Annotated in this window: 26 protein-coding genes; 11 read left to right on the forward strand and 15 right to left on the reverse strand. The window is 72.2% G+C overall.

Annotation, left to right across the window (positions count from 1 at the left end; translation table 11 throughout):
- Positions 1 to 40 precede the first annotated feature (40 nt).
- The gene (locus MMF93_RS16230; RefSeq protein WP_242752154.1) at positions 41 to 946 is read left to right on the forward strand and encodes an LLM class flavin-dependent oxidoreductase; all 906 of its coding nucleotides are present in this window, start codon (positions 41 to 43) and stop codon (positions 944 to 946) included.
- Positions 947 to 1053: 107 nt separating this feature from the next.
- Here the strand turns inward: MMF93_RS16230 and MMF93_RS16235 are convergent, their stop codons facing one another.
- Complete coding sequence (locus MMF93_RS16235; RefSeq protein ID WP_242752156.1) at positions 1054 to 1521, reverse strand: Fur family transcriptional regulator; 468 nt, start codon at positions 1519 to 1521, stop codon at positions 1054 to 1056.
- Positions 1522 to 1659: 138 nt separating this feature from the next.
- On the opposite strand from MMF93_RS16235, the gene MMF93_RS16240 reads away from it, so the two are divergent.
- The gene (locus tag MMF93_RS16240; protein WP_242752164.1) at positions 1660 to 1887 is read left to right on the forward strand and encodes a DUF2180 family protein; all 228 of its coding nucleotides are present in this window, start codon (positions 1660 to 1662) and stop codon (positions 1885 to 1887) included.
- A gap of 216 nt (positions 1888 to 2103) precedes the next feature.
- On the forward strand, positions 2104 to 2553 hold the full coding sequence (locus tag MMF93_RS16245) for a hypothetical protein (RefSeq protein WP_242752166.1): 450 nt from the start codon (positions 2104 to 2106) through the stop codon (positions 2551 to 2553).
- Between the two features lie 107 nt (positions 2554 to 2660).
- Here MMF93_RS16245 and MMF93_RS16250 read toward each other — a convergent pair whose 3' ends face one another.
- Both MMF93_RS16250 and MMF93_RS16255 read right to left on the reverse strand, forming a co-directional pair.
- Positions 2661 to 3680, reverse strand: coding sequence for an amidohydrolase family protein (locus tag MMF93_RS16250; protein WP_242752168.1), 1020 nt, complete (start codon positions 3678 to 3680; stop codon positions 2661 to 2663).
- A 121-nt stretch (positions 3681 to 3801) separates the two neighbouring features.
- Positions 3802 to 4029, reverse strand: a complete 228-nt coding sequence (locus MMF93_RS16255; protein ID WP_242752170.1) for a hypothetical protein — start codon at positions 4027 to 4029, stop codon at positions 3802 to 3804.
- 34 nt (positions 4030 to 4063) lie between these two features.
- Between MMF93_RS16255 and MMF93_RS16260 the strand changes: the two genes are divergently transcribed.
- Positions 4064 to 4798, forward strand: a complete 735-nt coding sequence (locus MMF93_RS16260; RefSeq protein WP_242752172.1) for a protein kinase family protein — start codon at positions 4064 to 4066, stop codon at positions 4796 to 4798.
- Positions 4799 to 5005: 207 nt separating this feature from the next.
- On the opposite strand, the gene MMF93_RS16265 is transcribed toward MMF93_RS16260, so the two are convergent.
- Both MMF93_RS16265 and MMF93_RS16270 read right to left on the reverse strand, forming a co-directional pair.
- Positions 5006 to 5920, reverse strand: a complete 915-nt coding sequence (locus tag MMF93_RS16265) for a CPBP family intramembrane glutamic endopeptidase (protein WP_242752174.1) — start codon at positions 5918 to 5920, stop codon at positions 5006 to 5008.
- 86 nt (positions 5921 to 6006) lie between these two features.
- Positions 6007 to 6957, reverse strand: a complete 951-nt coding sequence (locus MMF93_RS16270) for an alpha/beta hydrolase family protein (RefSeq protein WP_242752176.1) — start codon at positions 6955 to 6957, stop codon at positions 6007 to 6009.
- A gap of 66 nt (positions 6958 to 7023) precedes the next feature.
- On the opposite strand from MMF93_RS16270, the gene MMF93_RS16275 reads away from it, so the two are divergent.
- Positions 7024 to 7581: a helix-turn-helix domain-containing protein gene (locus MMF93_RS16275; RefSeq protein ID WP_242752178.1), complete on the forward strand. Its 558-nt coding sequence runs from the start codon at positions 7024 to 7026 to the stop codon at positions 7579 to 7581.
- 192 nt (positions 7582 to 7773) lie between these two features.
- Here the strand turns inward: MMF93_RS16275 and MMF93_RS16280 are convergent, their stop codons facing one another.
- Together MMF93_RS16280 and MMF93_RS16285 are read right to left on the reverse strand one after the other, a co-directional pair.
- Positions 7774 to 7971, reverse strand: coding sequence for a hypothetical protein (locus MMF93_RS16280; RefSeq protein WP_242752180.1), 198 nt, complete (start codon positions 7969 to 7971; stop codon positions 7774 to 7776).
- A complete protein-coding gene (locus tag MMF93_RS16285) occupies positions 7968 to 8174 on the reverse strand; it encodes a hypothetical protein (protein ID WP_242752182.1) in 207 nt (68 codons plus the stop codon). The genes MMF93_RS16280 and MMF93_RS16285 overlap by 4 nt, the downstream gene beginning before the upstream one ends.
- Before the next feature lie 150 nt (positions 8175 to 8324).
- Between MMF93_RS16285 and MMF93_RS16290 the strand changes: the two genes are divergently transcribed.
- Genes MMF93_RS16290 through MMF93_RS16300 form a run of 3 tightly spaced genes read left to right on the forward strand, consistent with a single transcriptional unit; the run spans position 8325 to position 9633 of the window.
- Complete coding sequence (locus MMF93_RS16290) at positions 8325 to 9149, forward strand: helix-turn-helix domain-containing protein (protein ID WP_242752191.1); 825 nt, start codon at positions 8325 to 8327, stop codon at positions 9147 to 9149.
- A complete protein-coding gene (locus MMF93_RS16295) occupies positions 9146 to 9385 on the forward strand; it encodes a DUF397 domain-containing protein (RefSeq protein ID WP_242752193.1) in 240 nt (79 codons plus the stop codon). The genes MMF93_RS16290 and MMF93_RS16295 overlap by 4 nt, the downstream gene beginning before the upstream one ends.
- Before the next feature lie 11 nt (positions 9386 to 9396).
- Positions 9397 to 9633 carry a DUF397 domain-containing protein gene (locus MMF93_RS16300; RefSeq protein WP_242752195.1) on the forward strand — a complete coding sequence of 79 codons (237 nt, stop codon included), beginning with the start codon at positions 9397 to 9399 and terminating at the stop codon, positions 9631 to 9633.
- Between the two features lie 45 nt (positions 9634 to 9678).
- Here the strand turns inward: MMF93_RS16300 and arsC are convergent, their stop codons facing one another.
- Positions 9679 to 10041 carry an arsenate reductase (glutaredoxin) gene (gene arsC, locus MMF93_RS16305; protein WP_242752197.1) on the reverse strand — a complete coding sequence of 121 codons (363 nt, stop codon included), beginning with the start codon at positions 10039 to 10041 and terminating at the stop codon, positions 9679 to 9681.
- A 43-nt stretch (positions 10042 to 10084) separates the two neighbouring features.
- Between arsC and MMF93_RS16310 the strand changes: the two genes are divergently transcribed.
- Positions 10085 to 10714, forward strand: a complete 630-nt coding sequence (locus MMF93_RS16310) for an isochorismatase family protein (protein WP_242752199.1) — start codon at positions 10085 to 10087, stop codon at positions 10712 to 10714.
- A gap of 42 nt (positions 10715 to 10756) precedes the next feature.
- Here MMF93_RS16310 and MMF93_RS16315 read toward each other — a convergent pair whose 3' ends face one another.
- From MMF93_RS16315 to htpX, 3 genes are all read right to left on the reverse strand, one after another.
- A complete protein-coding gene (locus tag MMF93_RS16315) occupies positions 10757 to 11389 on the reverse strand; it encodes a hypothetical protein (RefSeq protein ID WP_242752201.1) in 633 nt (210 codons plus the stop codon).
- A 245-nt stretch (positions 11390 to 11634) separates the two neighbouring features.
- The gene (pspAB, locus tag MMF93_RS16320) at positions 11635 to 12237 is read right to left on the reverse strand and encodes a PspA-associated protein PspAB (protein WP_242752204.1); all 603 of its coding nucleotides are present in this window, start codon (positions 12235 to 12237) and stop codon (positions 11635 to 11637) included.
- Between the two features lie 6 nt (positions 12238 to 12243).
- A complete protein-coding gene (gene htpX, locus MMF93_RS16325; RefSeq protein ID WP_242752207.1) occupies positions 12244 to 13149 on the reverse strand; it encodes a zinc metalloprotease HtpX in 906 nt (301 codons plus the stop codon).
- 207 nt (positions 13150 to 13356) lie between these two features.
- Between htpX and MMF93_RS16330 the strand changes: the two genes are divergently transcribed.
- On the forward strand, positions 13357 to 14238 hold the full coding sequence (locus MMF93_RS16330; protein WP_242752209.1) for a Cof-type HAD-IIB family hydrolase: 882 nt from the start codon (positions 13357 to 13359) through the stop codon (positions 14236 to 14238).
- A 76-nt stretch (positions 14239 to 14314) separates the two neighbouring features.
- On the opposite strand, the gene MMF93_RS16335 is transcribed toward MMF93_RS16330, so the two are convergent.
- Positions 14315 to 14965 (reverse strand): DUF4232 domain-containing protein, encoded by a 651-nt coding sequence (locus MMF93_RS16335; protein WP_242752212.1) that lies wholly within the window; start codon positions 14963 to 14965, stop codon positions 14315 to 14317.
- Positions 14966 to 15142: 177 nt separating this feature from the next.
- Between MMF93_RS16335 and MMF93_RS16340 the strand changes: the two genes are divergently transcribed.
- Positions 15143 to 15523: a VOC family protein gene (locus tag MMF93_RS16340; protein ID WP_242752215.1), complete on the forward strand. Its 381-nt coding sequence runs from the start codon at positions 15143 to 15145 to the stop codon at positions 15521 to 15523.
- 90 nt (positions 15524 to 15613) lie between these two features.
- Here the strand turns inward: MMF93_RS16340 and cydD are convergent, their stop codons facing one another.
- Genes cydD through MMF93_RS16355 form a run of 3 tightly spaced genes read right to left on the reverse strand, consistent with a single transcriptional unit; the run spans position 15614 to position 21841 of the window.
- A complete protein-coding gene (cydD, locus tag MMF93_RS16345) occupies positions 15614 to 19219 on the reverse strand; it encodes a thiol reductant ABC exporter subunit CydD (protein ID WP_242752218.1) in 3606 nt (1201 codons plus the stop codon).
- An 18-nt stretch (positions 19220 to 19237) separates the two neighbouring features.
- The gene (cydB, locus tag MMF93_RS16350) at positions 19238 to 20245 is read right to left on the reverse strand and encodes a cytochrome d ubiquinol oxidase subunit II (RefSeq protein ID WP_242752221.1); all 1008 of its coding nucleotides are present in this window, start codon (positions 20243 to 20245) and stop codon (positions 19238 to 19240) included.
- 60 nt (positions 20246 to 20305) lie between these two features.
- Entirely contained in the window at positions 20306 to 21841 is a 1536-nt protein-coding gene (locus MMF93_RS16355) for a cytochrome ubiquinol oxidase subunit I (protein ID WP_242752224.1), read from the reverse strand.
- Positions 21842 to 21902 lie beyond the last annotated feature (61 nt).

Below are 21902 nucleotides of genomic sequence, written 5' to 3' on the forward strand. Positions count from 1 at the left end.
GGTCTCGCTCCGGGCCCCCGGGCGCCGTACGCTCTGAGGTGTGAGTGTGCGTCTGAGTACCGTGATTCTGCCCGTGCGCCGTTGGCAGGAGGGCGGGCGCGGCCAGTGGGAGCGCGCCGAGGAGCTGGGCTTCCACACCGCGTACACCTATGACCACCTCTCGTGGCGGGTGCCCTTCAGGGACGGTCCCTGGTTCGGTGCGCTGCCCACCCTGACCGCCGCCGCGGCGGTGACCGGACGGATGCGGCTCGGCACGCTGGTGACCTCGCCCAACTTCCGCCACCCCGTCACGCTGGCCAAGGAGTTGCTCTCCCTCGACGACATCTCCGCGGGGCGCGTCACGCTGGGTATCGGCGCCGGAGGCAACGGCTTCGACGCCACCGTGCTGGGCCGTCAGGCGTGGACGGCGCGCGAGCGGGCGGACCGTTTCGCGGAGTTCGTGCCGCTCCTCGACCGGCTGCTCACCGAGGACGCGGTGACGTACGAGGGCACCTACTACTCCGCCCACGAGGCCCGCGGCATCCCCGGGTGCGTCCAGCGGCCCCGGCTTCCGTTCGCGGTGGCCGCGACCGGGCCGCGCGGACTGCGGCTCGCGGCGCGGCACGGGCAGGCGTGGGTCACGACGGGTGACCCGCGGCTGTCCGCGACGGGGACGCCGGAGCAGTCGCGTACGGCGCTTCGCGGGCAGCTCGCCGGGCTCGGCCGGGCGTGCGCCGAGGCCGGCCGGGACGTGGCGGAGTTGGACAAGGTATTGCTCACCGGGTTCACGCCGGAGGGGGCCGGCCCGCTGGAGTCCGTCGACGCGTTCGTCGACTTCGCGGGCAGACACGCCGAGCTGGGCTTCACCGAGTTGGCCGTGCACGCCCCGATCCCGGACTCGCCCTTCGCCGCCGACGAGACCGTGTTCGAGAAGATCGCGACGGAGGCGGCCGCCCAACTGGCGTGACCGGCGCCGCCCGGCTGGCGTGACCGGCATCCCCCAACCGGCATCGCCCGACTGGCGCGACCAGCACCGGCCACCGGCGGGACCGGGGGCCGGCCCGCCGGGGCGCGTCAGTGGCGGGGTGGGCGTTGCGTGGTGGCGGGCCGGCAGTCGGCGCACAGGCCCCACCAGGTGATCTCGGCTTCGTCGATGCTGAACCCCGCGTCGTCGCCCGGTTCGAGGCAGGGGGCCCGGCCGACGCTGCAGTCGACGTCCTTGATGCGGCCGCAGCTCCGGCAGACGAGGTGGTGGTGGTTGTCGCCGACGCGCAGTTCGTACCGGGCGGGTGAGCCCGCCGGCTCGATGCAGCGGATCAGCTCGGCCCGCGACAGGTCCTCCAGCACGTTGTAGAGCCCCTGGCGGGAGAGGCGGGGGGAGGCGCCGGAGTCGCCGCCCCCGGCGTCCGCCGACTGGATCCGGTGCTCCAGCTCGGCGGCGGTGGAGTGCGCGTGCCCGTGCAGGGCGGCCAGGACGGCGCGGCGCTGTGCGGTGCTGCGCAGCCCTCTGGTCCTGAGCAGCTCGCTCACCGGCTGATCCATGGCAGTCACGCCCCTTCTTGACTCCATCCAGTCTAGCCACGCAGACGTCCTCCCGTCAGCCGCGACGCGGGGACGCAGGTCCACCCAGCCTTCCCTCAAAATTGACTGAGTCAAAACTGTCCGGCTACTCTCGAACCCATGAAGTGCTACGACTGCGCCGTGACCGGCAACACCGGCAACACCGCCACCGAGGACACGGTCGCCATCGGGGTCTGCCGCCGCTGCGGTCTCGTGGTGTGCGCGGACCACGGACGCGTCACCCAGGTCCTCGTCCACCGGGCCAACGGCGTGGGCAAGGCGACCAGCGACCGGCCCGCCCGGCGCGTGCTGTGCAGCCCCTGCCACAGCGCGGAACGCCCCCACTGACCCCGCCCCGTCCCGCTCCTCGCCGCGCCCTCACCTCTCCCTCCCCGCCGCCCGCGTCGAGTGTCGAGTGTCGCCGCCCGCGTGGAGCGGACGGCGGGCATGCTCGGTGGTATGGACCGCACGCCTCCCCCGCCATCCGACGGCCACCGAACGCCGCCCCAGCCCCACCAGTCCCATCAGCCCCGCCAGCCCCCGCTCCCCAGCACGGAGGCGGCGGTGGAGGTCCTGTCCGCGCTCGCGGAGCGCCGGGGCCTGCCGGTGGCGGTCGAGCACGCGATCGGCGCGGACGAGTCGTCGCGGCGTACGGGGGCCGGGGCGTTCGCCGTCACCGACGAGGACGGTTCCCTGCCGCACGAGGCGCTGGTGGAGATCCCGGCGACCGACGGGCCGGGCGGCGCGCCCCGTACGCCGAGGATCGCCGTCCAGCTCTTCGAGGAGGGGGACGCGCACATCACCGTCGACGGCGTCACCTTCCACGACCTGCCCCGCGAGTCCACCCCCGCCTTTCTCGAGGCGGTCTTCGACGGGCGGGCCCATCTGCGCACGACGTGGTATCCGCCGTTCTGCCGGCTCGTGGTGACGCTGGACGGCGAGCTGTCGTACAAGGAAGTCGTTCCCCTGGCGTACGGCGGGCTCTCCCGCTGGCTGAACAGCCTCCGTTCCTGAAAGCCCCCTCTACGCCCGGCTCGCGGCCCCTGTTCGCGCTGCCCCTGTTCGCACGGCCGCTGTTCGCACGGCCGCTGTTCGCACGGCCGCTGTTCGCACGGCCGCGCTCAGCGGCGCAGGCCGAAGAGCCGGGCCGCGTTGTCGTGGCAGACCGCACGGAGCCAGGCGGGCCCCAGCCCGGTGCGCTCCTCCAGCGCTTCGAGGGCGTGGGCGTACGCGTACGGGATGTTGGGGAAGTCGGTGCCCAGCAGGACGCGGTCGCCGAGGTCGGCGAGCCGGGGCAGTTCCGCGCGGGGGAAGGGTGCGGTGGCCTCCACGAAGCCGGTGAAGACCATCGTCGTGTCCAGCAGGACGCCCGGGTAGCGCTCCGCCAGGTCGAGGAAGTCGGCGTACTCGGGCATGCCCAGGTGGGCGACGACCAGGCGGAGGCGGGGGTGGCGGGCGAGGACGGCGCCGATGGGCCCAGGCCCCGTGTGGGTGGCGGGCACCGGGCCCGAGCCGCAGTGGGTGACCACGGGGACACCGGCGTCGGCGAGTTGGCCCCACACCGGGTCCAGCAGCGGGTCGCGCGGGTCGTAGTCGCCGACCTGTACGTGGCTCTTGAAGACGCGGGCGCCCTGGTCGAGGGCGCGGCGCACGTCGTCGGCCGCGCCGGGTTCGGCGTGGAAGGTGGCGGTGTGCAGGCAGTCGGGTGTGCGGGCGGCGAAGTCGGCCGACCAGTCGTTGAGGGAGCGGGCCATGCCCGGCTTGTGGGGGTAGAGCATGGAGGTGAACGCGCGGACGCCGAATCCGCGCAGCAGGGCGAGGCGCCGTTCCTCGTCCTCCCGGTAGCCGATGGGCCAGGGACGGCCGATCAGCGGCCCGGCCGCGTCGAAGTACGCCCACACCGCGGCGAGCAGGCGTTCCGGCATGAAGTGGGTGTGGACGTCGATCAGCGAGGTCACGCCGATGCGCGAGCGGAACGCCGCCACCCGCGCCCGCTCGGCCGGCTCCGCCGGTATGTCCGCGCCCGCGTCCGCACCCGTGCCGGTGCCGGTGCCGGTGCCAGCACCCGTATCCGCGCCCGCGCCCGTATCGGCGCCCGCGCCCGCGCCCGTCTCCGTATCCGCGCCCGTGTCCGTCCCCATGCCGGACACCCTAAGGACTGCCCCATCAATGATCTACGACATGCCGGCTGCCGCCCTGCCGCCCTGCCGCCCTGCCGGTCATGACCTGCTCTTCCCAGCTGCACCGAACCGGAGAGGGCCCCTAACGCGACGTGATGTCACGGAAGTTGGGGGCGGGGCGCTGGACCGGCAGGTGGCCGTCAAGGTGATCTCCCTCCTCGCCGGCGGCGGAAGTCGCGGGGGCGAGGCGCGCGCTCGGTTTCTGCGCGAAGCGCGGATCACAGCCCGGTTGCAGCATCCGTACGTCGTGACCGTCCACGATCTCGCGCAGAGCGACACCCAGGAAGGCACCGACCGCGGACCGGCTCACCCGGACCGGGTTCCTCGTGGGCACGCCCCCGTACATGGCGCCGGAGCAGGCGCGGGGCCACCCGGAACCGCGCAGCGATCTGTACGCGCTGGGCTGCCTGCTCTTCGAGTTGGTCACCGGCAGGCTGCCGTTCCAGGCCCCGGACAGCGTCAGCTGTCTCACGGCGCACCTGAGCGTCCAGCCACCCGCGCCGAGTTCGGTGGCCGCGGGTGTGCCACAGGCATGGGATGCTCTCCTGCTCAGGCTGTTGCGCAAGGATCCCGCCGAGCGGTACGCGAGCGCCGCCGACGCCGCCGAGGCCCTGCGCGGGCTCGCGGGCGCATCCGAGCACGTGCCGGCGGCCACTGCGCGGCTGCCGGAGGCTTCGCCGTCGCCGCCCGCGGCCGGCTCCCCTCCCGGCAAGCCGGCGGTGGCGTGGTCCTGGATCGCGGTCGCGGTCTGGTTCCTCATCGCGCTGGTGGCCGCCACGGTGACCGCGGCCAACCTCGACGGAGACTTCGACGGTCGCGACCTGGTCGGCGGCGCCGGAGTGGTCGCCGTCGCCACCGGTGGGCTGATCGTATGGTTCGCCGTGCAGGCACGCCCCCGTTGGCGGGCACGTCTGGCCCTGCCGCTGCGGTTCCTCCCGCCGACGCTCCTCTTCTGCCTCTACGCCCTGGTGGTCGCGGCCGCCGTTACCGACGAGGTTTCTTCGACCGGCGAGATCGAGTGGGGCTACTGGCTGACCGCCGGTGGTGGCTCCACGCTCGTATGGGGGGTCTCCTGGTGATGGCCGCGGCCCTCACGCCGCGGACGGAACGCCGGACGCGCGGAATCGGCTACGCCCTCGTCGGCGTCAACGCCGTCGCGGTCGTCGGCACGTTCGCACTGATGGCTTCGACTGAGTCCTGGTTCCCTTACGTCTGGTTCGTCGAGCCGCACTGGGTCCCCCCTGCCGTGGGCGTGTCGGCCATCGCGCTGTACTGCGCGCGCGAGCTCACGACGCGCCGGGCGGCTCCGGCATCGGGGCGGTCGGCGCGGGCGTCGAGCGGCTGACGGTCAGCAGGAACGCGGCCACGAGGCCCATGAGGCCGACGACCAGGGCGAGCGTGACGGGGGTGTGGACGTCGAGCAGGATCATCGTCGTGTTCGCGGCGAAGTGGGTGACCATCGAGGCGACGACGCCGGCCCGCTCGTAGGCGTAGGCGGTCAGCATGGCCATGGGGATGACGCTGACGGCGAAGAGCATGCCGCTCGGGGTGGCGAGACCGAGCTCGTTCTGGACGGTGCCGTCGATGAAGAACAGCGGCAGGTGCCACACGGACCAGATGACGCCGAGCAGGAGTCCCACCTGGAGACGGCCCATCGACGCGCGCATCCTCGGGTAGGCGGTGCCCCGCCAGCCCGGCTCCTCCGAGAGCGGTCCCGAGACGATCATGCTGACGAGGAACGCGGCGGGACCGCCCGCGTCCGCCATCACGTCCCGGGCGCCGTCCAGGCTCAGCGCCGTCCCGCCCGCCGCCTGCGCCAGCAGGGCGGCGCCCAGCACCGTCGCCGAGGTGGCGACGAGGAACAGCGGCAGCCAGGCCAGTGCCCTGCTCCGGAAGCGCACCGCGTGCTCGGGTACGGGCTCGCCGCGCCGGCGGCGGCGTACGCGGACCACCAGGGCGGCGAGCAGCGGTCCGAAGGCCCCGAAGAGGTAGGGCAGCGCGGTGGGCGAGGTCATCGCCGATCCGCCGAGACCCATAGCCGTGCCCCACGACGCCCAGCTGATGCCGAAGGCCAGCGCCATGAAGAGGCCCAGGTCGCTCCGGTGCGTGCCGGTGGGGGCCCCGGCGAGCGGGGTCGACGCCGGTGACGCCGGTGACGTCGGTGACGCCGGTGACGTCGATGCCATCGATGACACAGCCATGACATGTCCTTCTCTGTGAGTGTGAGCGTGACGAGCTGTTCCAGTGCGGTGCCGGGCGCGCCGCCCTCAAGTCCGGTCGGCGGTCGTCAGGACCGGTCCGCGCGCGCCCCGGTCGGCGACTCGGGTGCCGTCGCCTCCAGTCGGGGGGCGAGCCAGGAGGTGACGAGGGCGAGGAGGTCGGGGTCGACCGGGCGGCTCAGCAGGCGGCCGTAGGAACGGATGGTGTGGTGGCCCGGGTCCCGGCGCAGCAGGTGGGTGAGGTCGGGCACGCGGTGCGTCTCGGCGGCGCCGCCGGGGACGACGCGGCGCATCTCGTCCAGGTCGCCGGGGTCGACCTGGATGTCCTTGGCGCCGGTGACGGCCAGCACGGGCACCTGGATGGCGGCGAGGTCCTCCCGGGTGTCGTGGGCGAGGTTCTCGCGCATCCAGCGGGCGTTGAGCCGCATTCCGGCGATCCGCGCCACGTCCGTCCGCGTCCGGCGTATCCGGGCGAGGGCACGCTTGCCCAGCGCTCCCAGCGGGCGCCGGAGGAGGCGTACGGGTGCGGGCATGCCCTGCATGATCGAGCGGGCCTGCCAGCGCACGGCCTCCTCCCCGGTGCGGGCGTATCCGGCCAGGAGCACCGCGGCGCGCACCTCCCGGCGCGCGGCGAGGGCCATCGCGTGCAGCGACCCTTCGCTGTGGCCGATGACGGCGACCGCGTCCGAGCGGACCGCGGGGTGGGCCGCCAGGGCGCGCACGGCGGCGATCGCGTCGTCGCAGTTGTCGGTGAAGCCCCAGGCGCGCCAGTCGCCGGGGGTGGCGCCGGTGCCGCGCCGGTCGTAGCGCAGTGTGGCGATGCCCGCCGCCGCGAGCGCTTCGGCCACCGGCCGGCCGAGGTTCGTCTTCAGCTTCTTCGAGTTGCCCTCGCGGTCGAGGGGCCCGGAACCGTGCAGCAGCAGGACGGCGGGGTGCGGGCCGGGTCCCGACGGCAAGGTCAGCGATCCCGCCAGGTCGGTCCCGTCGTGCGCGGTGACCGTCATCGCGGTGTCGGGCATGGTTCCGCCTCTCCTCGTTTTCGTTCTCAACTACGAGAACGTTATCAAACATGAGAGCATGGGGTCATGGCAAATGCGAACGAGCTCATGCACCCCGTGCGGATGCGCATCCTGCAGACCCTGCTCGGCGCCGACGAACTGACCACGGCGCAACTGCGCGACCGGCTGCCCGACGTGGCATCGGCCACCATGTACCGGCACGTCGCGGCCCTCGCGCAGGCCGGCATCATCGAGGTGGTCAGCGAACGGCCCGTTCGCGGCACCGTCGAGCGCAGCTACCGGGTCCGCCAGGAGCGCGCCCTCGTCGACCCCGACACCCGCGACGCCATGGGCACCGAAGACCACCGGCGGGCCTTCACCGTCTTCTCCGCGGCCGTGATGGGCGACTTCGAGCGATACCTCTCCCGCGAGGACGCCGAACCCGCACAGGAGAACGTCCTCTACCGGCAGGGCGCCGTGTGGGTGACGGACGAGGAGTTCGCCTCGCTCGTGGACGAGATCGAAGCGGCCGTCGCCCGCCGCACGCACACCACCCCGGGCGACGGCCGCGCCCGCCACCTCCTCAGCCTCGTCTTCGTGCCGGACAAAGCCGCGGCACACCCGGACGAGCCCGGAACCGACTGACCGGCATGCGCGATGTCGCCGTGCGCGACGTGCGCGACGGCCGACGTGCGCGACGTGCGCGACGGCGCGGTGCGCGGGCTCGCAGGCCTCCCCACGGGTCCCGCGCGGGTCCACAGGGCCGGACGGGTCTGACGTGGATCGCGGGGCGGCGGCGCCTGGGACCCCGGGCGCACACCCCGCCCCCCGCCCCGGCTACTCCCGCCGGTGCTCAGGGCACTCGCACGGCGGGTAGGCGCCCGGGCTGAACCCGCCCGGCGGGCCGAGCCACGGCCCCTTCTCCAGCACGGTGACCGACCGAACGGGCGTACGCCGCCCGGTGCCCGCCGCCACCCGGTAGACGCGGAGCGTCATCCGGTGCGTCTCCCGCCGGGGAGCCGTCTCGTCGCTCACGCCCGCTCCCTGATCCAGCGCGCCAGAGCGAAGACGGCGTCGGCCGACGCCCCTCCCAACTCCACATGGGGCCTCCCCATGACGGGGAACCCGCCGCTGAGGGAAGGCAACTTACACCCCGCCATCGCCAGCGCCTCCGCCAGCTCATCGGCCGCCTTGCGCCCGATGGCCAGCGCACTCTCAGGACTCGACTGTGCATCCATGCCCATACGGTGACCCCTCCCGGGCCACACGGGAAGTAGTCACCCACTCACAGAGAGCAGTTGTGGGATTTCGCCGACACGAACGGAACGAACCTGCCAATCTGACACGTAACCAAGCGTTCATCCCTCGCCTCGCCCCCGGGACCGCACATGTCCGAATCCGACCTCTCTCCGGTCGAACCGTCCCCGCTTGTCGCCGGCTTCGGAAAGCAGCTGCGCAAGCTGCGGGAGTACCGGCAGATCTCCCGGGAAAGCGTCGGCAAGAGAGCCGGCTTCTCCGCCTCCACCATCGGCGCCTTCGAACGTGGCGAACGCATCCCGGACCAACGCAGCGCCTGCGCCCTCGACGCGGCCCTCAACGCCCACCAGCTCCTCGCGTGCGTCGGCGAGGACCTGGAGAAGGAGCAGTACCCACGCAAGTTCGACCAGCTCTTCCGCTTGGAAGCCGAAGCCCTCAGCCTCAGCATCTACGACACGAACGTCGTCAACGGGCTTCTCCAAACCGAGGCGTACGCGCGTGCGCTATTCGAGACGCGCGTACCTCACCACGGCGAGGGCAAGGCGACGCAGCTGCTCGCTGAGCGGCTTGACCGCCAGAAGCTGCTCACCCGTGTTCCGACGCCGACTCTCGTCTTCATCCTGGACGAAGCCGTCGTGCGCCGCCGCACAGGCAGCAGAGCGATCATGCAGGCCCAGCTCGGGTGGCTACTGGAGCTGGGTCAGCTCAAGCACATCCATATTCTCGTGCTCCCATTCGACTGCGAGGAACCAGTCGGGGCGATTGGCCCTTTGACGCTGTTGGAGACTCCCGAGCGGCGCACGCTGGGATATGTCGAGGTCCAGGAACAGGGCACACTGCTGTCGGACAAGGAAACGGTCAGCGCCTTGCGGCAGCGTTTTGACATGATCCAGGTGAACGCTCTGCGGCCTGCGGACTCCGCATGCTTCATCAAACGCCGTCTGGAGGAACTGTGAGCAGCGAACTCAGCTGGTTCAAGTCGAGCTACAGCAGCGGAGAAGGCGGTCAGTGCCTCGAAGTCGCCCTCACCTGGCGCAAGTCCACACACAGCGACGGTGGAGGCGGCCAGTGCGTCGAGGTCGCCACCTGCCCCCATACCGTCCACATACGCGACTCCAAGGCAGGGACCACCGGCCCCGCCCTCACCGTCACGCCGGATGCATGGCAGGCCTTCCTCGCCGGCCGCCGGTGAGGAGGCCCTACGTGCCCCCCCTCACCTGGTACAAGTCGAGCCACAGCAGCGGTTCGGGCGGCCAATGCCTCGAAGTCGCCCTTACCTGGCGGAAGTCCACACACAGCAGCGGCGAGGGTGGCCAGTGCGTGGAGGTCGCCACCTGCCCGCACACCGTCCACGTACGCGACTCCAAAGCAGGGGACACCGGTCCCACCCTCACCGTCACGCCGGAGGCGTGGAGGGTCCTTCTCGACGGGGTGCGGTAGGCACCCCACCCGCGGGCCCCTTCACAACCACCCTCTGTGAAGGGGTCAAAGGACCTCGGAGGCGACGTCCGCCGGGCGCGCCAGGCGGGTGCCCTTCTCCGTGACGACGAAGGGCCGTTGGATGAGCGCCGGGTGGGCGACCATCGCGGCGATCAGTTCGTCGTCGGTCACGTCGGGGCGGTCGAGGCCCAGCTCCTTGTACTCGGGCTCCTTCGTACGGACCGCGTCCCGCGCGGTGACCCCCGCGTCGGTGATCAGCGTGCGCAGCGTCCCCGCGTCGGGCGGGGTCTTGAGGTACTCGACGATCTCGGGTTCGTACCCGGCTTCCTCCAGCAGGGCCAGGACCGTGCGGGAGGTCCCGCAGCGGGTGTTGTGGTAGAGCGTCGCGGTCTTCGCCATGGGGGACATGGGAGTCATCGTAGGACCGCGCGGCCGGGACACAATCGGCTGCATGAGGGATGAGTCGGAGGAGTCGAGAGGGACGGGGGCGAGGATCGCCCCCGTCGCCGCGCTGCTCGTCGTCGACATGCAGACGGCGTTCGTGACGGGCGCCGACGCCGTGCCGGACGCGGCCCGCGTCCTGTCCGCCACGCGGCGGCTGCTGGCCGCCGCCCGCGCGGCGGGCGCGCCCGTCGTGCACCTGCAGAACGACGGTGAGACGGGCAGCCCCGACGAGCCGGGAACGGCCGGTTGGGAGCTGTTCGTGCGGCCCGAGCCCGGTGAGCGCGTGGTCCGCAAGGAGGAGGACGACGGGTTCGAGGGGACCGGCCTGCGCGCCCACTTGCACCGGCAGCGGGTGCGCTCGCTCGCCGTGTGCGGGGTGCTGTCGGAGATGTGTGTGAGCGCCACCGCGCGCACCGCGCTGCGGCTGGGCCACCGTGTCGTGCTGCCGCACGATGCGCACGGCACGTACGACGTGCCGGCGGCGCCGGACATCAGCGAGGTCGTCCCGGCGGCGATGGCGGCGCGGGCGGCCGAGTGGGCGCTGGGGGACGAGATCGAGATCGTCCCGTTCGCCGCGGACGTCCGCTTCGCGGGGACCGAGGGGGCGGCAGCGGGCGGCAGCCCTCCGCATGGCTGAGGGGCCCCACACCGGGTGGGGCCCCTCGGAAAGTGCACCGTGTCAGCTGGTGGCGCGCCACTCCAGCGGCTTCTTGGTGTAACCGCGGTTGATCTCGACGGCCTCCGCCTTCTGGCCCTCGGGAATGAGGAAGGCGGTGCAGATCTTCTCCGACTGGCCAGGGCTGAGCTTCTTGTCGCGGTCCATGGCCGGGCAGTTGGGCCACTTGGCCTCGCCCATGATGACGATGAGGGCGCGGGTGCGCTGGCCCTGGTCGGTCCGCACGACCAGGTCGTCGTCCATGTCGCCGAGCTCCATGGGCTTGCCGCTCTTGTGGTTGAGCGTGGACCACACGTAGACGGGGACCTTGGGCTCGTCCTTCTCGTCCTTCTTCAGACCGGAGTTGGCCATGTCGGCCTTGGTGCCGGTCTGCACCTTCGTCGGCGTGACCGTGAACGTGGCGCCCTTGGTCTCGTCGTCGTCGCTCTTCTGGGCCGGGCTGGTCTGGCCGAGCCGGTAGGAGGTCTTCTCCTTGGAGGAGCCGGAACCGCCGGAGGAGGACGACGAGGACGACGAGTGGTCCGAGTCGGAGCCGGACTTGTGGCCCTTCTTGCCTCCGCCGTCACACCCGGTCAGTGCCAGGGCGAGCACCAGCGCGCCTGCTGTGACCGGCACGGCGCGAGTCCACGTACGCATGACTTCCTCACTTTCCCCGTGAATCCCCGTTGGATCCCGTCGGACCTACCGGATGAGCGGTTGCCACGCGCACGTCAAAGACGGGACACAGCGGCCCGGCGACCGGAGCTCATCAGGGGCAAGATATTGCCAGAGGCATGTCACGAGAGTGCGAGCAGGTGTCGCCAACGGCGTCACAGCCGCCCCACCTGTCACATTCTTCGGCGGGCCGGTCACACAGGGGCCCTGTCACAGCACAGGCCCGGTCACAACCCCGGCGCCCCCCACACGGGGAACCAGCGGCCCAGGTCCTCCTCGACCGGCAGGTCGTCCCCGAGCAGCCCGCTCACCTGGAGTTCCAGCGCGTTGTCCCGCTTCTGAGCGCCACCGGGGACGGGGACGAACGGGTAGAAGGTGCCGCGCTTGTAGAGGTAGATCAGGGCGAGGGAGCGGGGCGGGGCCGCTGCCTGATCGCCCTCTTCCCGGAAACCGACGGTCGAACACAGCAGCTGAGGGCCGAATCCGCCCTCCGCCAGCAGCGTGTTCACCGCGTGCAGGTCGTTGACGAGGGCCGCGAGATCCTCGGCCGGGTGGCGCGCCGTGAGCCAGGTGTAGCCGTAGGAGTCCCGGGTGAACTCGACGGGGATGCCGCCGCGCCCGGTGTCGGCGTCCAGCAGCTGCCGTACGTCGCTCTGCAAGCGCGTGAACGCGGCGCCCTCCACGCTGGCGAAACAGACCGCGCCGACGCCCGTCGGCGCGAACCCGGTCGCCGCCTTGAGCGTCAGCGCGGCGGAGGGGAGCGCGAAGAGCTGGTCGAGGTCCGGCCGCTTGGGCTTGCTGCGGCCCAGGAGCGCGTCGAGGAGGCCCACGGCCCGTCACCGCCCCAGCTGGGCCGAGAGGCCGCGCAGCTGTTCCAGCCGCTTGTCCAGCGACGGGTGTGAGGAGAACAGCGTGGCGAGGCTCTCGCCGGAGAAGGCGGGCACGAAGAAGAAGGCGTTGTACGGCTCGGCCCTGCGCAGGTCGCGGGTGGGGATGCGGGCCATGTCGCCGCTGATCTTGGTGAGGGCCGAGGCCAGCGTCGAGGGGCGCCCGGTGAGCAGGGCGCCGGCGCGGTCGGCCGACAGCTCGCGGTAGCGGGACAGCAGCCGGGTCAGCAGGAAGCTGACGATGTAGACGAGCGCGCTGACCAGCGGAACGACCAGCAGGAGCAGGCCCGCCGGATTGTTGTTGTTGCCGGCGCTGCGGCCGAGGTTGCTCCACAGGGCCACCCGGGTCATGATCCCGGCCAGCACCCCGAGGAACGAGGCGATCGTCATGACGGCGACGTCACGGTGCGCGACGTGCGACAGCTCGTGCGACAGGACCCCCTCCAGCTCTTCCGGCTCCAGGCGGCGCATCAGCCCCGTGGTCGCGCACACCATCGCGTTGCGCTGGTTACGCCCCGTGGCGAACGCGTTGGGAACGTCACTGTCGGCGATGGCCACCCGCGGCTTGGGCATGTCGGCCAGCGCGCAGAGCCGGTCGACGGCACCGTGCAGCGCGGGCGCCTGCTGCGGGGTGACCTCGCGGGCCCCCATGCTGAACGCGGCGATCTTGTCGCTGAACCAGAACTGGGCGACGAAGAGCGCCCCCGCGATCACCAGCACGAGGGGCCAGGCGTTCCCCAGGGCGACCACCAGCACGCCGACGAGGACGACGTAGAGCAGGCCGATGAAGAACATCGTGGTGACCATCCGGGTGGTCAGGCCACGGTCGGCGACATAGCGCGAGTGGCGTGCCATGACGACCGCTCCTTCCCGAAGCGCGGGGCCCCTCGGAGCCGGGCCGGAAGCACAGCGCCGCACTCCCGGTGTGTGAGGGCCCTCTCTTCGATTGTGCTCCGGTGCTCCGCCACGCGCCCCCTCGTGCGCCTGGTGTGCTTCTCCGCACGCGCGGTGTGCTCTCATTTGGGCGTCGCTTCGCACGCATGTTCAGGCATATGCGCGAAGATGGTGCCTGTGACTCATCCGCCTGAACACTCCGCCCCGGCAAGCCCGCGCACCCCGTCCGAGGGGGCGCGCCCCGCCCCGCGCCTGATCGCCACCGACCTGGACGGCACCCTGCTGCGGAACGACAAGACCGTCTCGGACCGCACCGTCGCGGCACTCGCCGCCGCCGAGGCCGCCGGGATCGAGGTGTTCTTCGTCACCGGGCGCCCCGCCCGCTGGATGGGCGTCGTCAGCGACCACGTCCACGGTCACGGGCTCGCCATCTGCGCCAACGGCGCCGCCGTCGTCGACCTGCACGCGGGCCGGCGCGTCGTCCGCGTACGGGAACTGACCCGCGCCGACGCCGTCGCCGTCGTCGAGGCCCTGCGCACCGTCACCCCCGGCCTCAGCTTCGCCGTCGAACGCACCGAGGGCATCCACTACGAGCCGCACTACCCGCACTTCCCCGGAGACCCCGGCGCCTCCTACGCGCCCGTCGAGGAACTGCTCACCGACAGCGACGAGGGCCACTTCGCCGAGCCCGTCGTCAAGCTGCTCGCCCACCACCCGACGATGGACCCCGACGAGTTCCTCGCGCTCGGCCGCAAGGCCGCCGGTGCCCACGCCGAGTTCACCCGCTCCAGCCCCAGCGCCCTGCTGGAGATCTCCGGGCACGGCGTGAGCAAGGCCAGCACCCTCGCCCTCGCCTGCGCCGAACGCGGCATCGGCCCCGAGCAGGTCGTCGCCTTCGGCGACATGCCCAACGACCTGGCCATGCTCAGCTGGGCCGGAACCTCCTACGCGATGGCCAACGCCCACCCCGACGTCCTGATGTGCACCACCCACACCACCGCCTCCAACGAGGACGACGGCGTCGCCAAGGTGATCGAAGGCCTGCTCTGAGGCACCGGCAGCGGGCCCACTGCGCCGCGTCGGCACGGTCGTCACAGCCGGCACGGTCGTCACAGCCGGCACGGTCTTACTGCTTGCCGGTGCCGACGGGGTCGACCGTGACCTTCTGGTCGGCGCTCTCCTCCACCGGAAGGTTGATGCGGACCGGCAGGCTCGTGGAGTGCGTCTCGTTGGGCGGAGTGACGACCATGGTGGTGACGTCCACGCCGCTGCCCCCCGTGGTGTTCGGCGGGTAGTGCAGGGTGAAGCGGGTCTCGTCACCGGACTGGAGATTGACGACCGGGGCCTCGACGTCGCTGCGCTTGGCGCTCAGCGGCCTGCCCGCTTCCTCGGACTTGAGGTCCACACCCGGGAAGCCCTTGAGCGTGCAGGCGTCGCCGCCGGTGTTCTTCATCGTGACGACGATGTCGCCCTCGCCCATGCCGTGCGAGGAGCGGAAGTCCAGGTTCGCCGTCTTGCAGGTGCCGGTGGTGATCTTCCCGCCGCCGCTGCCCGGGGCGTCGTCGGCGGACGCGGCGCTTCCGCCGGAGGTGCCGCCGTTGCCGCCACCGCTGGTGCCGCCGCTGTTGCCGCCGCTGCCGCCGGAGGTGCCGGACGAGGACGAGGAGGAGTCGGCCACGTTCGCGCTCGCGTTGGAGTCCTCGCCCTGCTGGCAGGCGGTCAGCGACAGACCCGCGGCGAGGGCCAGGGCGGCGAGAGTGAGCTTCTTGGCGCGCATCGTTTCTTCCTTCGCAGTCGGTGCCGCCGCGCGGCACGAGTGAGCGTTACTGATCACTTGGATCCGCCCGCGCCGGAAAATGTTCACGGCCGACCGCCCGTCTTACACGCCTGTTACATACGTTGCAGAACGAAACCCGATGGCACCAGACCCCCGGGGTGCCCGATAGTGCCTCGCATGGCTTCCCTGGTGCGGCACCTCACGTTCGACTGCCACGACGCCTACGCGCTCGCCCGATTCTGGGAAGAGGTACTGGAAGGAAAGCTGTCCGACGAGGACGCGCCGGGAGACCCCGAAGCGCTCGTGTACACCGAAGGCGCGGCCCTGCTGTTCGTCACCGTGCCCGAGGGCAAGGCCGTCAAGAACCGCGTCCACCTCGACCTCCAGCCCCAGGACCGCTCCAGGGACGAGGAGGTGGAGAGAATCCTCGCCCTCGGCGCCACCCTCGTCGGCGACCACCGTGTCGCGGACGGCAGGGGCTGGGTGACCCTCGCCGACCCGGAGGGCAACGAGTTCTGCGTCGAACGCGGCACGGCGGAACGGCCTCCGGCCGGCTGAGAGAGCGCCCCCGGGCGCGGGCCCCGGATGCGGCCGGCCCGGCCTCCGGGATTCGGCCGACCCGTCCTTCCGGTGGCGGACCGGGAGGTGTCAGCCCGTCGCCACGGGGGCGGCGCCCCTCGCTGCGGGGGCGGCGGCGCCCGCCGCCTCGCGCTCGCGTCGCAGCATGGCCGCGAACGGCCCTTCCGCCCGGGCCAGCCCGTCGTAGGAGCCGCGCTCGACGACGCGGCCGTGGTCGAGGACGACGATCTCGTCCACCCGGTCGAGCCCCTGGAGGCGGTGGGTGATCAGCACCGTCGTGCGGCCCTCCGTCGCCGTCAGCAGGTCCGCCGTCAGCGCGTCGGCCGTCGGCAGGTCGAGGTGCTCGGCCGGCTCGTCCAGCACGAGGACGGGGAAGTCGGCCAGCAAAGCGCGCGCCAGAGCCAGGCGCTGCCGCTGGCCGCCGGACAGCTTCGCGCCCAACTCGCCGACGAGGGTGTCAAGGCCGTCGGGCAGCGTCGCCACCCAGTCGTCGAGCCGGGCGGCGGCCAGGGCCGCGTGCAGGGCCTCGTCCGCCGACGAGGCGTCCTCGGCCACCGCTCGGGGGAGGGCCAGCAACAGGTTCTCGCGCAACGAACTGTCGAACACGTGGGCGTCCTGGGCGCAGAGCCCGACCCGGCGGCGTACGGCGTCCGTCTCCCCGTCGTACGCCGACACCGCGCCGGGCCCGAAGGTGTACGAGCCCGCCTCCGGATCCACGAACCGCAGCAGCGCGTTGGCCAGCGTCGTCTTGCCCGAACCCGAGGCGCCGACGACCGCGACGCGGCGCCCGCGCGGCAACTCCAGCCCCACGTCGACGAGCGCGGGAGGCGCCCCGTCCGGCGCGTCCGGGTAGCGGACGGTCAGGCCCTCCACGCGCACCGGGAACGGCTCTTGGGGCAGCGGGGCGGGCCGCTCGGGTTCCGCCACCGGCGCCGGCGCGTCCAGCACCTCCTGCACCCGCTGCGCCGAACGCCGCACCCGCTGCCGGAACTGCACCGCCTGCGGCAGCGGTGTGACCACCTCGAACGCGGCCAGCGGCGTGAGGACCACCGTCGCCAGCAGCAGGCCGTCCAACGCGCCGCCCGTGGTCGCGTGCGCGCCCGCCCACGCCGCCGCCGTCACGGTCCACCCCGCCGCGAGCGTGCTCAGCCCCGCCGCCAGCGCCGTACGGGACGCCGAGCGCGCGGCGATCCGCGTCAGGGCCGCGTCCGCGTCCGCCACCTCGCGGTGCCGGGCCGCGAGGGCGCCCGTGACCGGAAGCTCACCGGAGGCCGTACCGCTCAACAGGTCGACCGTGCGCGTCGCCAGCTCCGCCCGCGCCGGTGCCAGGCGGCCCTCCGTACGGCGGGACAGCACCGCGGTCAGCGCCGGTACGGCGACGCCCGCCACCACCAGGCCGACGGCCAGGGCCACCCCCGCGGCCGGCAGGAGCCACGCGGTGAAGGCCACCGCCGCGAGGCCGACCACCCCGGCGACGGTCGCGGGCAGCAGCCAGCGCAGGAAGTAGTCCTGCACCGCGTCCACGTCCGCGACCAGGCGGGTGAGCAGGTCACCGCGGCGGCGGTGGCGCAGGCCCGCGGGGGCCAGGCGCTCCAGCCGCCGGTAGACGCGCACGCGGAGCGCCGCGAGGACGCGAAGCGCGGCGTCGTGCGAGACCAGGCGCTCCGCGTACCGGAAGACGGCCCTTCCGATGCCGAACGCGCGAGTCGCTGTGACCGCCACCATGAGGTACAGGATCGGCGGCTGCTGGGCCGCCCGCGAGATCAGCCAGCCGGAGGTCGCCATCAGGCCGACCGCGCTGGCCAGGGCGAGCGCGCCCAGGGCGAGCGCCAGGGTGAACTTGCCGCCCAGCCCGCGGGCGGCTTCGCGTACGCGCGCCAGGGGGTGCCGGGTTGTGGCCGCGCCGCCTGTCGCCCGCGGCGCTTGGGGGGCGCCCACGCTGTGTGGCCGGTGCGGATCGGTGGGCGTGCGCGGGTCGCCTTGGCCCTCCCCCGACCTTCGCCCGTGGGCGCCCCCACTGCCGCCCCGGGCGGCAGCCTGCCCCGGGGCGGGGGAGGGACCCGTGGGGTCGGGGGAGAGACGGAGGACACGGTCGGCCGTGGCCAGGAGGGCGGGGCGGTGGGTGACGAGGAGGACCGTGCGGGTCTCGGTGAGGCGGCGTACCGCCGCCAGAACCGCGGCCTCCGTCGCGGAGTCGAGCGCGGCGGTCGGCTCGTCCAGCAGGACGACGGGCCGGTCGGCGAGGAACGCACGGGCGAGGGCGACGCGGCGGCCCTGGCCCGCCGAGAGCCCGGCGCCGGCCTCGCCCAGTGCGCGTGCCGGATCGAGATCCGGCGCGCCCGCGTCGGCGAGGGCCGAGGCCACCGCGGCGGCGTCCGCTTCGGGCCTGGCCAGGCGGACGTTGTCCGCCACGGTGCCCGCGAACAGATAGGGGTGCTGGGGTACCCAGGCGATCTGCTGCCGCCAGGCGGCCAGGTCGAGGGAGGCCAGCGGGACGCCGCCGACGGTCACGCGGCCCTCGCCTGGCGGAGTGAAGCCGAGGAGGACGGACAGCAGCGTGGTCTTTCCGCCGCCGGAGGGTCCGGTCAGTGCGACGGTCTCACCGGGGCGCACGGTCAGGTCGGTGGGCGGCAGCGCGTACCCGGCGCGCCCGGGGTGGCGGACGGCGACACCGTCCAGGACGAGGGAGGCGCCGCGCGCGTCGATCCGCCGGGTTCCGCTCGCCGGCAGTGGGCGCTCCAGTACGTCGAAGACGGACTCGGCGGCGGCCAGGCCCTCGGCGGCGGCGTGGTAGTGGGTGCCGACCTGGCGCAGCGGCAGGTACGCCTCGGGCGCCAGGATGAGCACCATCAGGCCGGTGTGCAGGTCGAGGCCGCCGTGCACGAGCCGGGTGCCGATGCTGACGGCGACGATGGCGACCGAAAGCGTCGCCAGGAGTTCCAGCGCGAAGGAGGAGAGGAAGGCGAGCCGCAGGGTGCGCAGGGTGGCGCGGCGGTAGTCGCCGGTGATGGCGCGGATGTTGTCGGCCTGCGCCTTGGCGCGCCCGAACACCTTGAGGGTGGGCAGCCCGGCCACGACGTCGAGGAAGTGTCCCGACAGGCGGGCGAGCAGTTTCCACTGGCGGTCCATGCGCGCCTGGGTGGCCCAGCCGATGAGCGCCATGAACAGCGGGATGAGCGGCAGGGTGGCGACGATGAGGGCGGCCGATATCCAGTCGGCGGTCACGATGCGGGCCAGGACGGCGACGGGGACGACGACGGCGAGTCCCAGTTGCGGCAGGTAGCGGGCGAAGTAGTCGTCGAGCGCGTCGATGCCGCGGGTGGCCAGTGTGGTCAGCTCGCCGGTGCGCTGGCCTGTCAGGTAGCCGGGGCCGAGCGCGGTGGCCCGCTGGAGCAGTTGGACGCGCAGCTGGGATTTGACCGCGGCGCCGCAGCGGTGCGCGGCCAGCTCCGTCAGCCAGGAGACGAGGCCCCGGGCGAGGGTGACGGCGGCGAGCAGCAGCAGCGCCTCGCGGGCGAACTCCTCGCGCCGGTAGGCGTCGACGACGATGTCGGCGAGGAGCACGGCCTGCGCGACGACGAGCGCGGCCCCGGCCCCTCCGAGCGTGACGGAGGCGAGGAGGAAGAGCCGCGTGGTGCGCGCGTACCGCAGCAGCCGCGGGTCGACGGGCTTCATCGGCTGTCCCTTCCTTCCTCAGTGTCCGCCGGAGGGGGCGAGGTGGTGGGTGCCGATGCGCTTGCGGAAGACCCAGTAGGTCCAGCCCTGATAGAGGAGGACGATCGGGGTGGCGAAGGCCGCGCACCAGGTCATGATCTTGAGCGTGTAGGGGGTGGAGGACGCGTTGTCGACGGTCAGGGACCAGTCGGCGTGCAGCGTCGAGGGCATGACGTCGGGGAAGAGGGAGCAGAAGAGCATCGCGACCGCGGCGACGACGGTCAGCCCCGAGAAGGTGAACGACCAGCCCTCGCGCCCGGCGAGGTTGGCGGCGAGGGCGGCCACCAGGGCCACCACGGCGACGACGAGGGCGGCCAGGGAGGCGGTGCCGCCACTGCCGGCCTGCGTCCACAGCAGGAATCCGGCCGCGAGCACGGCGGTGGCGATGCTGAGCCCGGTGGCCAGACGCCGGGCCCGGGCGCGGATGTCGCCGAGGGTCTTGAGCGCGGTGAAGACGGCGCCGTGGAAGGTGAACAGCGCCAGGGTCACGAGGCCGCCGAGCAGCGCGTACGGGGAGAACAGGTCCGCCAGGTTCCCGACGTACTCCAGGTGGGAGTCGATCTTCACGCCGCGGACGATGTTCGCGAACACCAGGCCCCACAGGAACGCGGTGAGCAGCGAGGTGGAGAAGATCGCGTGTTCCCAGTTGCGCTGCCAGCGCTCCTCCTCGCGCTTGGCGCGGTACTCGAAGGCGACACCGCGCACGATCAGGCAGACGAGGATCAGCAGGAACGGCAGGTAGAAGCCGGAGAAGAGGGTGGCGTACCACTCGGGGAACGCGGCGAAGGTGGCGCCGCCCGCGCTGAGCAGCCAGACCTCGTTCCCGTCCCAGACGGGCCCGATGGTGTTGATCAGTACGCGCCGCTCGGCCCGGTCGCGGGCGAGCAGCCTGGTGAGGATGCCGACCCCGAAGTCGAAGCCCTCCAGGAAGAAGTAGCCGATCCACAGGATCGCGATGACGACGAACCAGACGTCGGTCAGTTGCACGGCTCAGCGCCCCTGTCTGTCGTTGCGAGCTCGGTAGGCGTCAGTACGCATCAGTACGCATCAGTACGAGAAGGCCATCGGCCGGTCTTCGGCCTCGGCGTCGGTGCCGCCGCCGCCACCGCCGATCCGGGTGGGCGGGTTGAGGTCGGCCTCGGTCAGCTCGGGCGGCCCGGCCTTGACGTACTTGGTCAGCAGCCTGACCTCGACGACGGCGAGGATCGCGTAGAGCGAGGTGAAGACGAGCAGCGAGGTGAGCACCTCGCCCTGGGAGACGCTGGGGGAGACGGCGGAGGCGGTGGGCAGCACGCCGTAGACGACCCAGGGCTGCCTGCCGGTCTCGGTGAAGATCCAGCCCCACGCGTTGGCGATCAGCGGGAAGCCGAGCGTGAGGACGGACAGCCGCCAGTACCAGGTGCCCAGCCTCGGATGCAGCTCGCGATGGGTGGTGAGGGCCAGGCGGGGGCGTTCGTCCTCGCCGGTGCGCAGCTTCTCGCTGAGCCAGAACCTGCGGCGGGTGAGGTAGAGGCCGGCGGCACCGAGCGCGAAGGAGGACATCCCGAAGCCGATCATCCAGCGGAACGACCAGTAGGCGACGGGGATGTTGGGCCTGTAGTCGTCCAGGCCCACCGTGTCCTGGTACTTCTCCTTCAGCTGCGCGTTCGTGTCGTTGATGCCGGGGACGGCCTCGTAGAAGTTGTCGTGGGCGAGGAAGGAGAGGACGCCGGGTATCTCGATGGCGACCTTGTTGTGCCCCTTGTCGACGTCGCCGTAGGAGAAGACGGAGAACGGCGCGGGCGCCTGGGTCTCCCACAGTGCCTCGGCCGAGGCCATCTTCATCGGCTGCTGCTCGTACATGATCTTGCCGAGCCGGTCGCCGCTGACGACGGTGAGCATCCCGGCGGCCACCAGCGTGACCAGGCCGAGCCGCAGCGAGGTGCGCATCACGGGTATGTGCTTCTTGCGCAGCAGGTGGTACGCGGATATGCCGACCATGAAGGCGGCGCCGGTCAGGAACGCGGCGGTCATGGTGTGGAAGAACTGGGCCAGCGCGGTGTTCTGGAAGAGGATGCCGAAGAAGTCGGTCATCTCCGCGCGGCCGCTCTCGTGGTTGATCCGGTAGCCGACCGGGTGCTGCATCCAGGAGTTCGCGGCCAGGATGAAGTAGGCCGAGGCGACGGTGCCGAACGCGACCAGCCAGATGGTGGCCAGGTGGAGCTTCTTCGGGAGCTTGTCGCGGCCGAAGATCCACAGGCCGATGAACGTCGACTCCATGAAGAAGGCGATCAGCGCCTCGAAGGCGAGCGGCGCGCCGAAGATGTCGCCGACGAAGCGCGAGTAGGCGGACCAGTTCATGCCGAACTGGAATTCCTGCACGATGCCGGTGACCACGCCCATGGCGATGTTGATCAAGAAGAGCTTGCCCCAGAAGCGGGTGGCCTTGAGGTACTTCTCCTTGTTCGTCCGCACCCACGCCGTTTGCAGGATCGCCGTGAGGGTGGCGAGCGAGATCGTGAGGGGGACGAAGAGGAAGTGGTAGACGGTCGTGATGCCGAACTGCCAGCGCGCCAGGGTCTCAGGCGCCAACGCGAGGTCCACGTCGCTCACTCCTTCAGGCAGCACCCGGTCGGGCGCGGCACCCGTTCGGGTTAGGGCTCGT

The organism is Streptomyces tubbatahanensis, from assembly GCF_022699385.1.
GTDB lineage: Bacteria > Actinomycetota > Actinomycetes > Streptomycetales > Streptomycetaceae > Streptomyces > Streptomyces diacarni.

Bases quoted from the DNA above. Each gene is read 5' to 3' on its own strand.
- cydD (WP_242752218.1), bottom strand. From the start codon at position 19,219: ATGAAGCCCGTCGACCCGCGGCTGCTGCGGTACGCGCGCACCACGCGG.
- MMF93_RS16285 (WP_242752182.1), bottom strand. From the start codon at position 8,174: ATGGATGCACAGTCGAGTCCTGAGAGTGCGCTGGCCATCGGGCGCAAG.
- MMF93_RS16260 (WP_242752172.1), top strand. From the start codon at position 4,064: ATGGCGCCGGAGCAGGCGCGGGGCCACCCGGAACCGCGCAGCGATCTG.
- arsC (WP_242752197.1), bottom strand. From the start codon at position 10,041: ATGTCCCCCATGGCGAAGACCGCGACGCTCTACCACAACACCCGCTGC.
- MMF93_RS16335 (WP_242752212.1), bottom strand. From the start codon at position 14,965: ATGCGCGCCAAGAAGCTCACTCTCGCCGCCCTGGCCCTCGCCGCGGGT.
- MMF93_RS16340 (WP_242752215.1), top strand. From the start codon at position 15,143: ATGGCTTCCCTGGTGCGGCACCTCACGTTCGACTGCCACGACGCCTAC.
- MMF93_RS16265 (WP_242752174.1), bottom strand. From the start codon at position 5,920: ATGGCTGTGTCATCGATGGCATCGACGTCACCGGCGTCACCGACGTCA.
- htpX (WP_242752207.1), bottom strand. From the start codon at position 13,149: ATGGCACGCCACTCGCGCTATGTCGCCGACCGTGGCCTGACCACCCGG.
- MMF93_RS16240 (WP_242752164.1), top strand. From the start codon at position 1,660: ATGAAGTGCTACGACTGCGCCGTGACCGGCAACACCGGCAACACCGCC.
- MMF93_RS16315 (WP_242752201.1), bottom strand. From the start codon at position 11,389: ATGCGTACGTGGACTCGCGCCGTGCCGGTCACAGCAGGCGCGCTGGTG.
- MMF93_RS16310 (WP_242752199.1), top strand. From the start codon at position 10,085: ATGAGGGATGAGTCGGAGGAGTCGAGAGGGACGGGGGCGAGGATCGCC.
- MMF93_RS16330 (WP_242752209.1), top strand. From the start codon at position 13,357: ATGGTGCCTGTGACTCATCCGCCTGAACACTCCGCCCCGGCAAGCCCG.
- MMF93_RS16250 (WP_242752168.1), bottom strand. From the start codon at position 3,680: ATGGGGACGGACACGGGCGCGGATACGGAGACGGGCGCGGGCGCGGGC.
- MMF93_RS16270 (WP_242752176.1), bottom strand. From the start codon at position 6,957: ATGCCCGACACCGCGATGACGGTCACCGCGCACGACGGGACCGACCTG.
- MMF93_RS16235 (WP_242752156.1), bottom strand. From the start codon at position 1,521: ATGGATCAGCCGGTGAGCGAGCTGCTCAGGACCAGAGGGCTGCGCAGC.
- MMF93_RS16275 (WP_242752178.1), top strand. From the start codon at position 7,024: ATGGCAAATGCGAACGAGCTCATGCACCCCGTGCGGATGCGCATCCTG.
- MMF93_RS16290 (WP_242752191.1), top strand. From the start codon at position 8,325: ATGTCCGAATCCGACCTCTCTCCGGTCGAACCGTCCCCGCTTGTCGCC.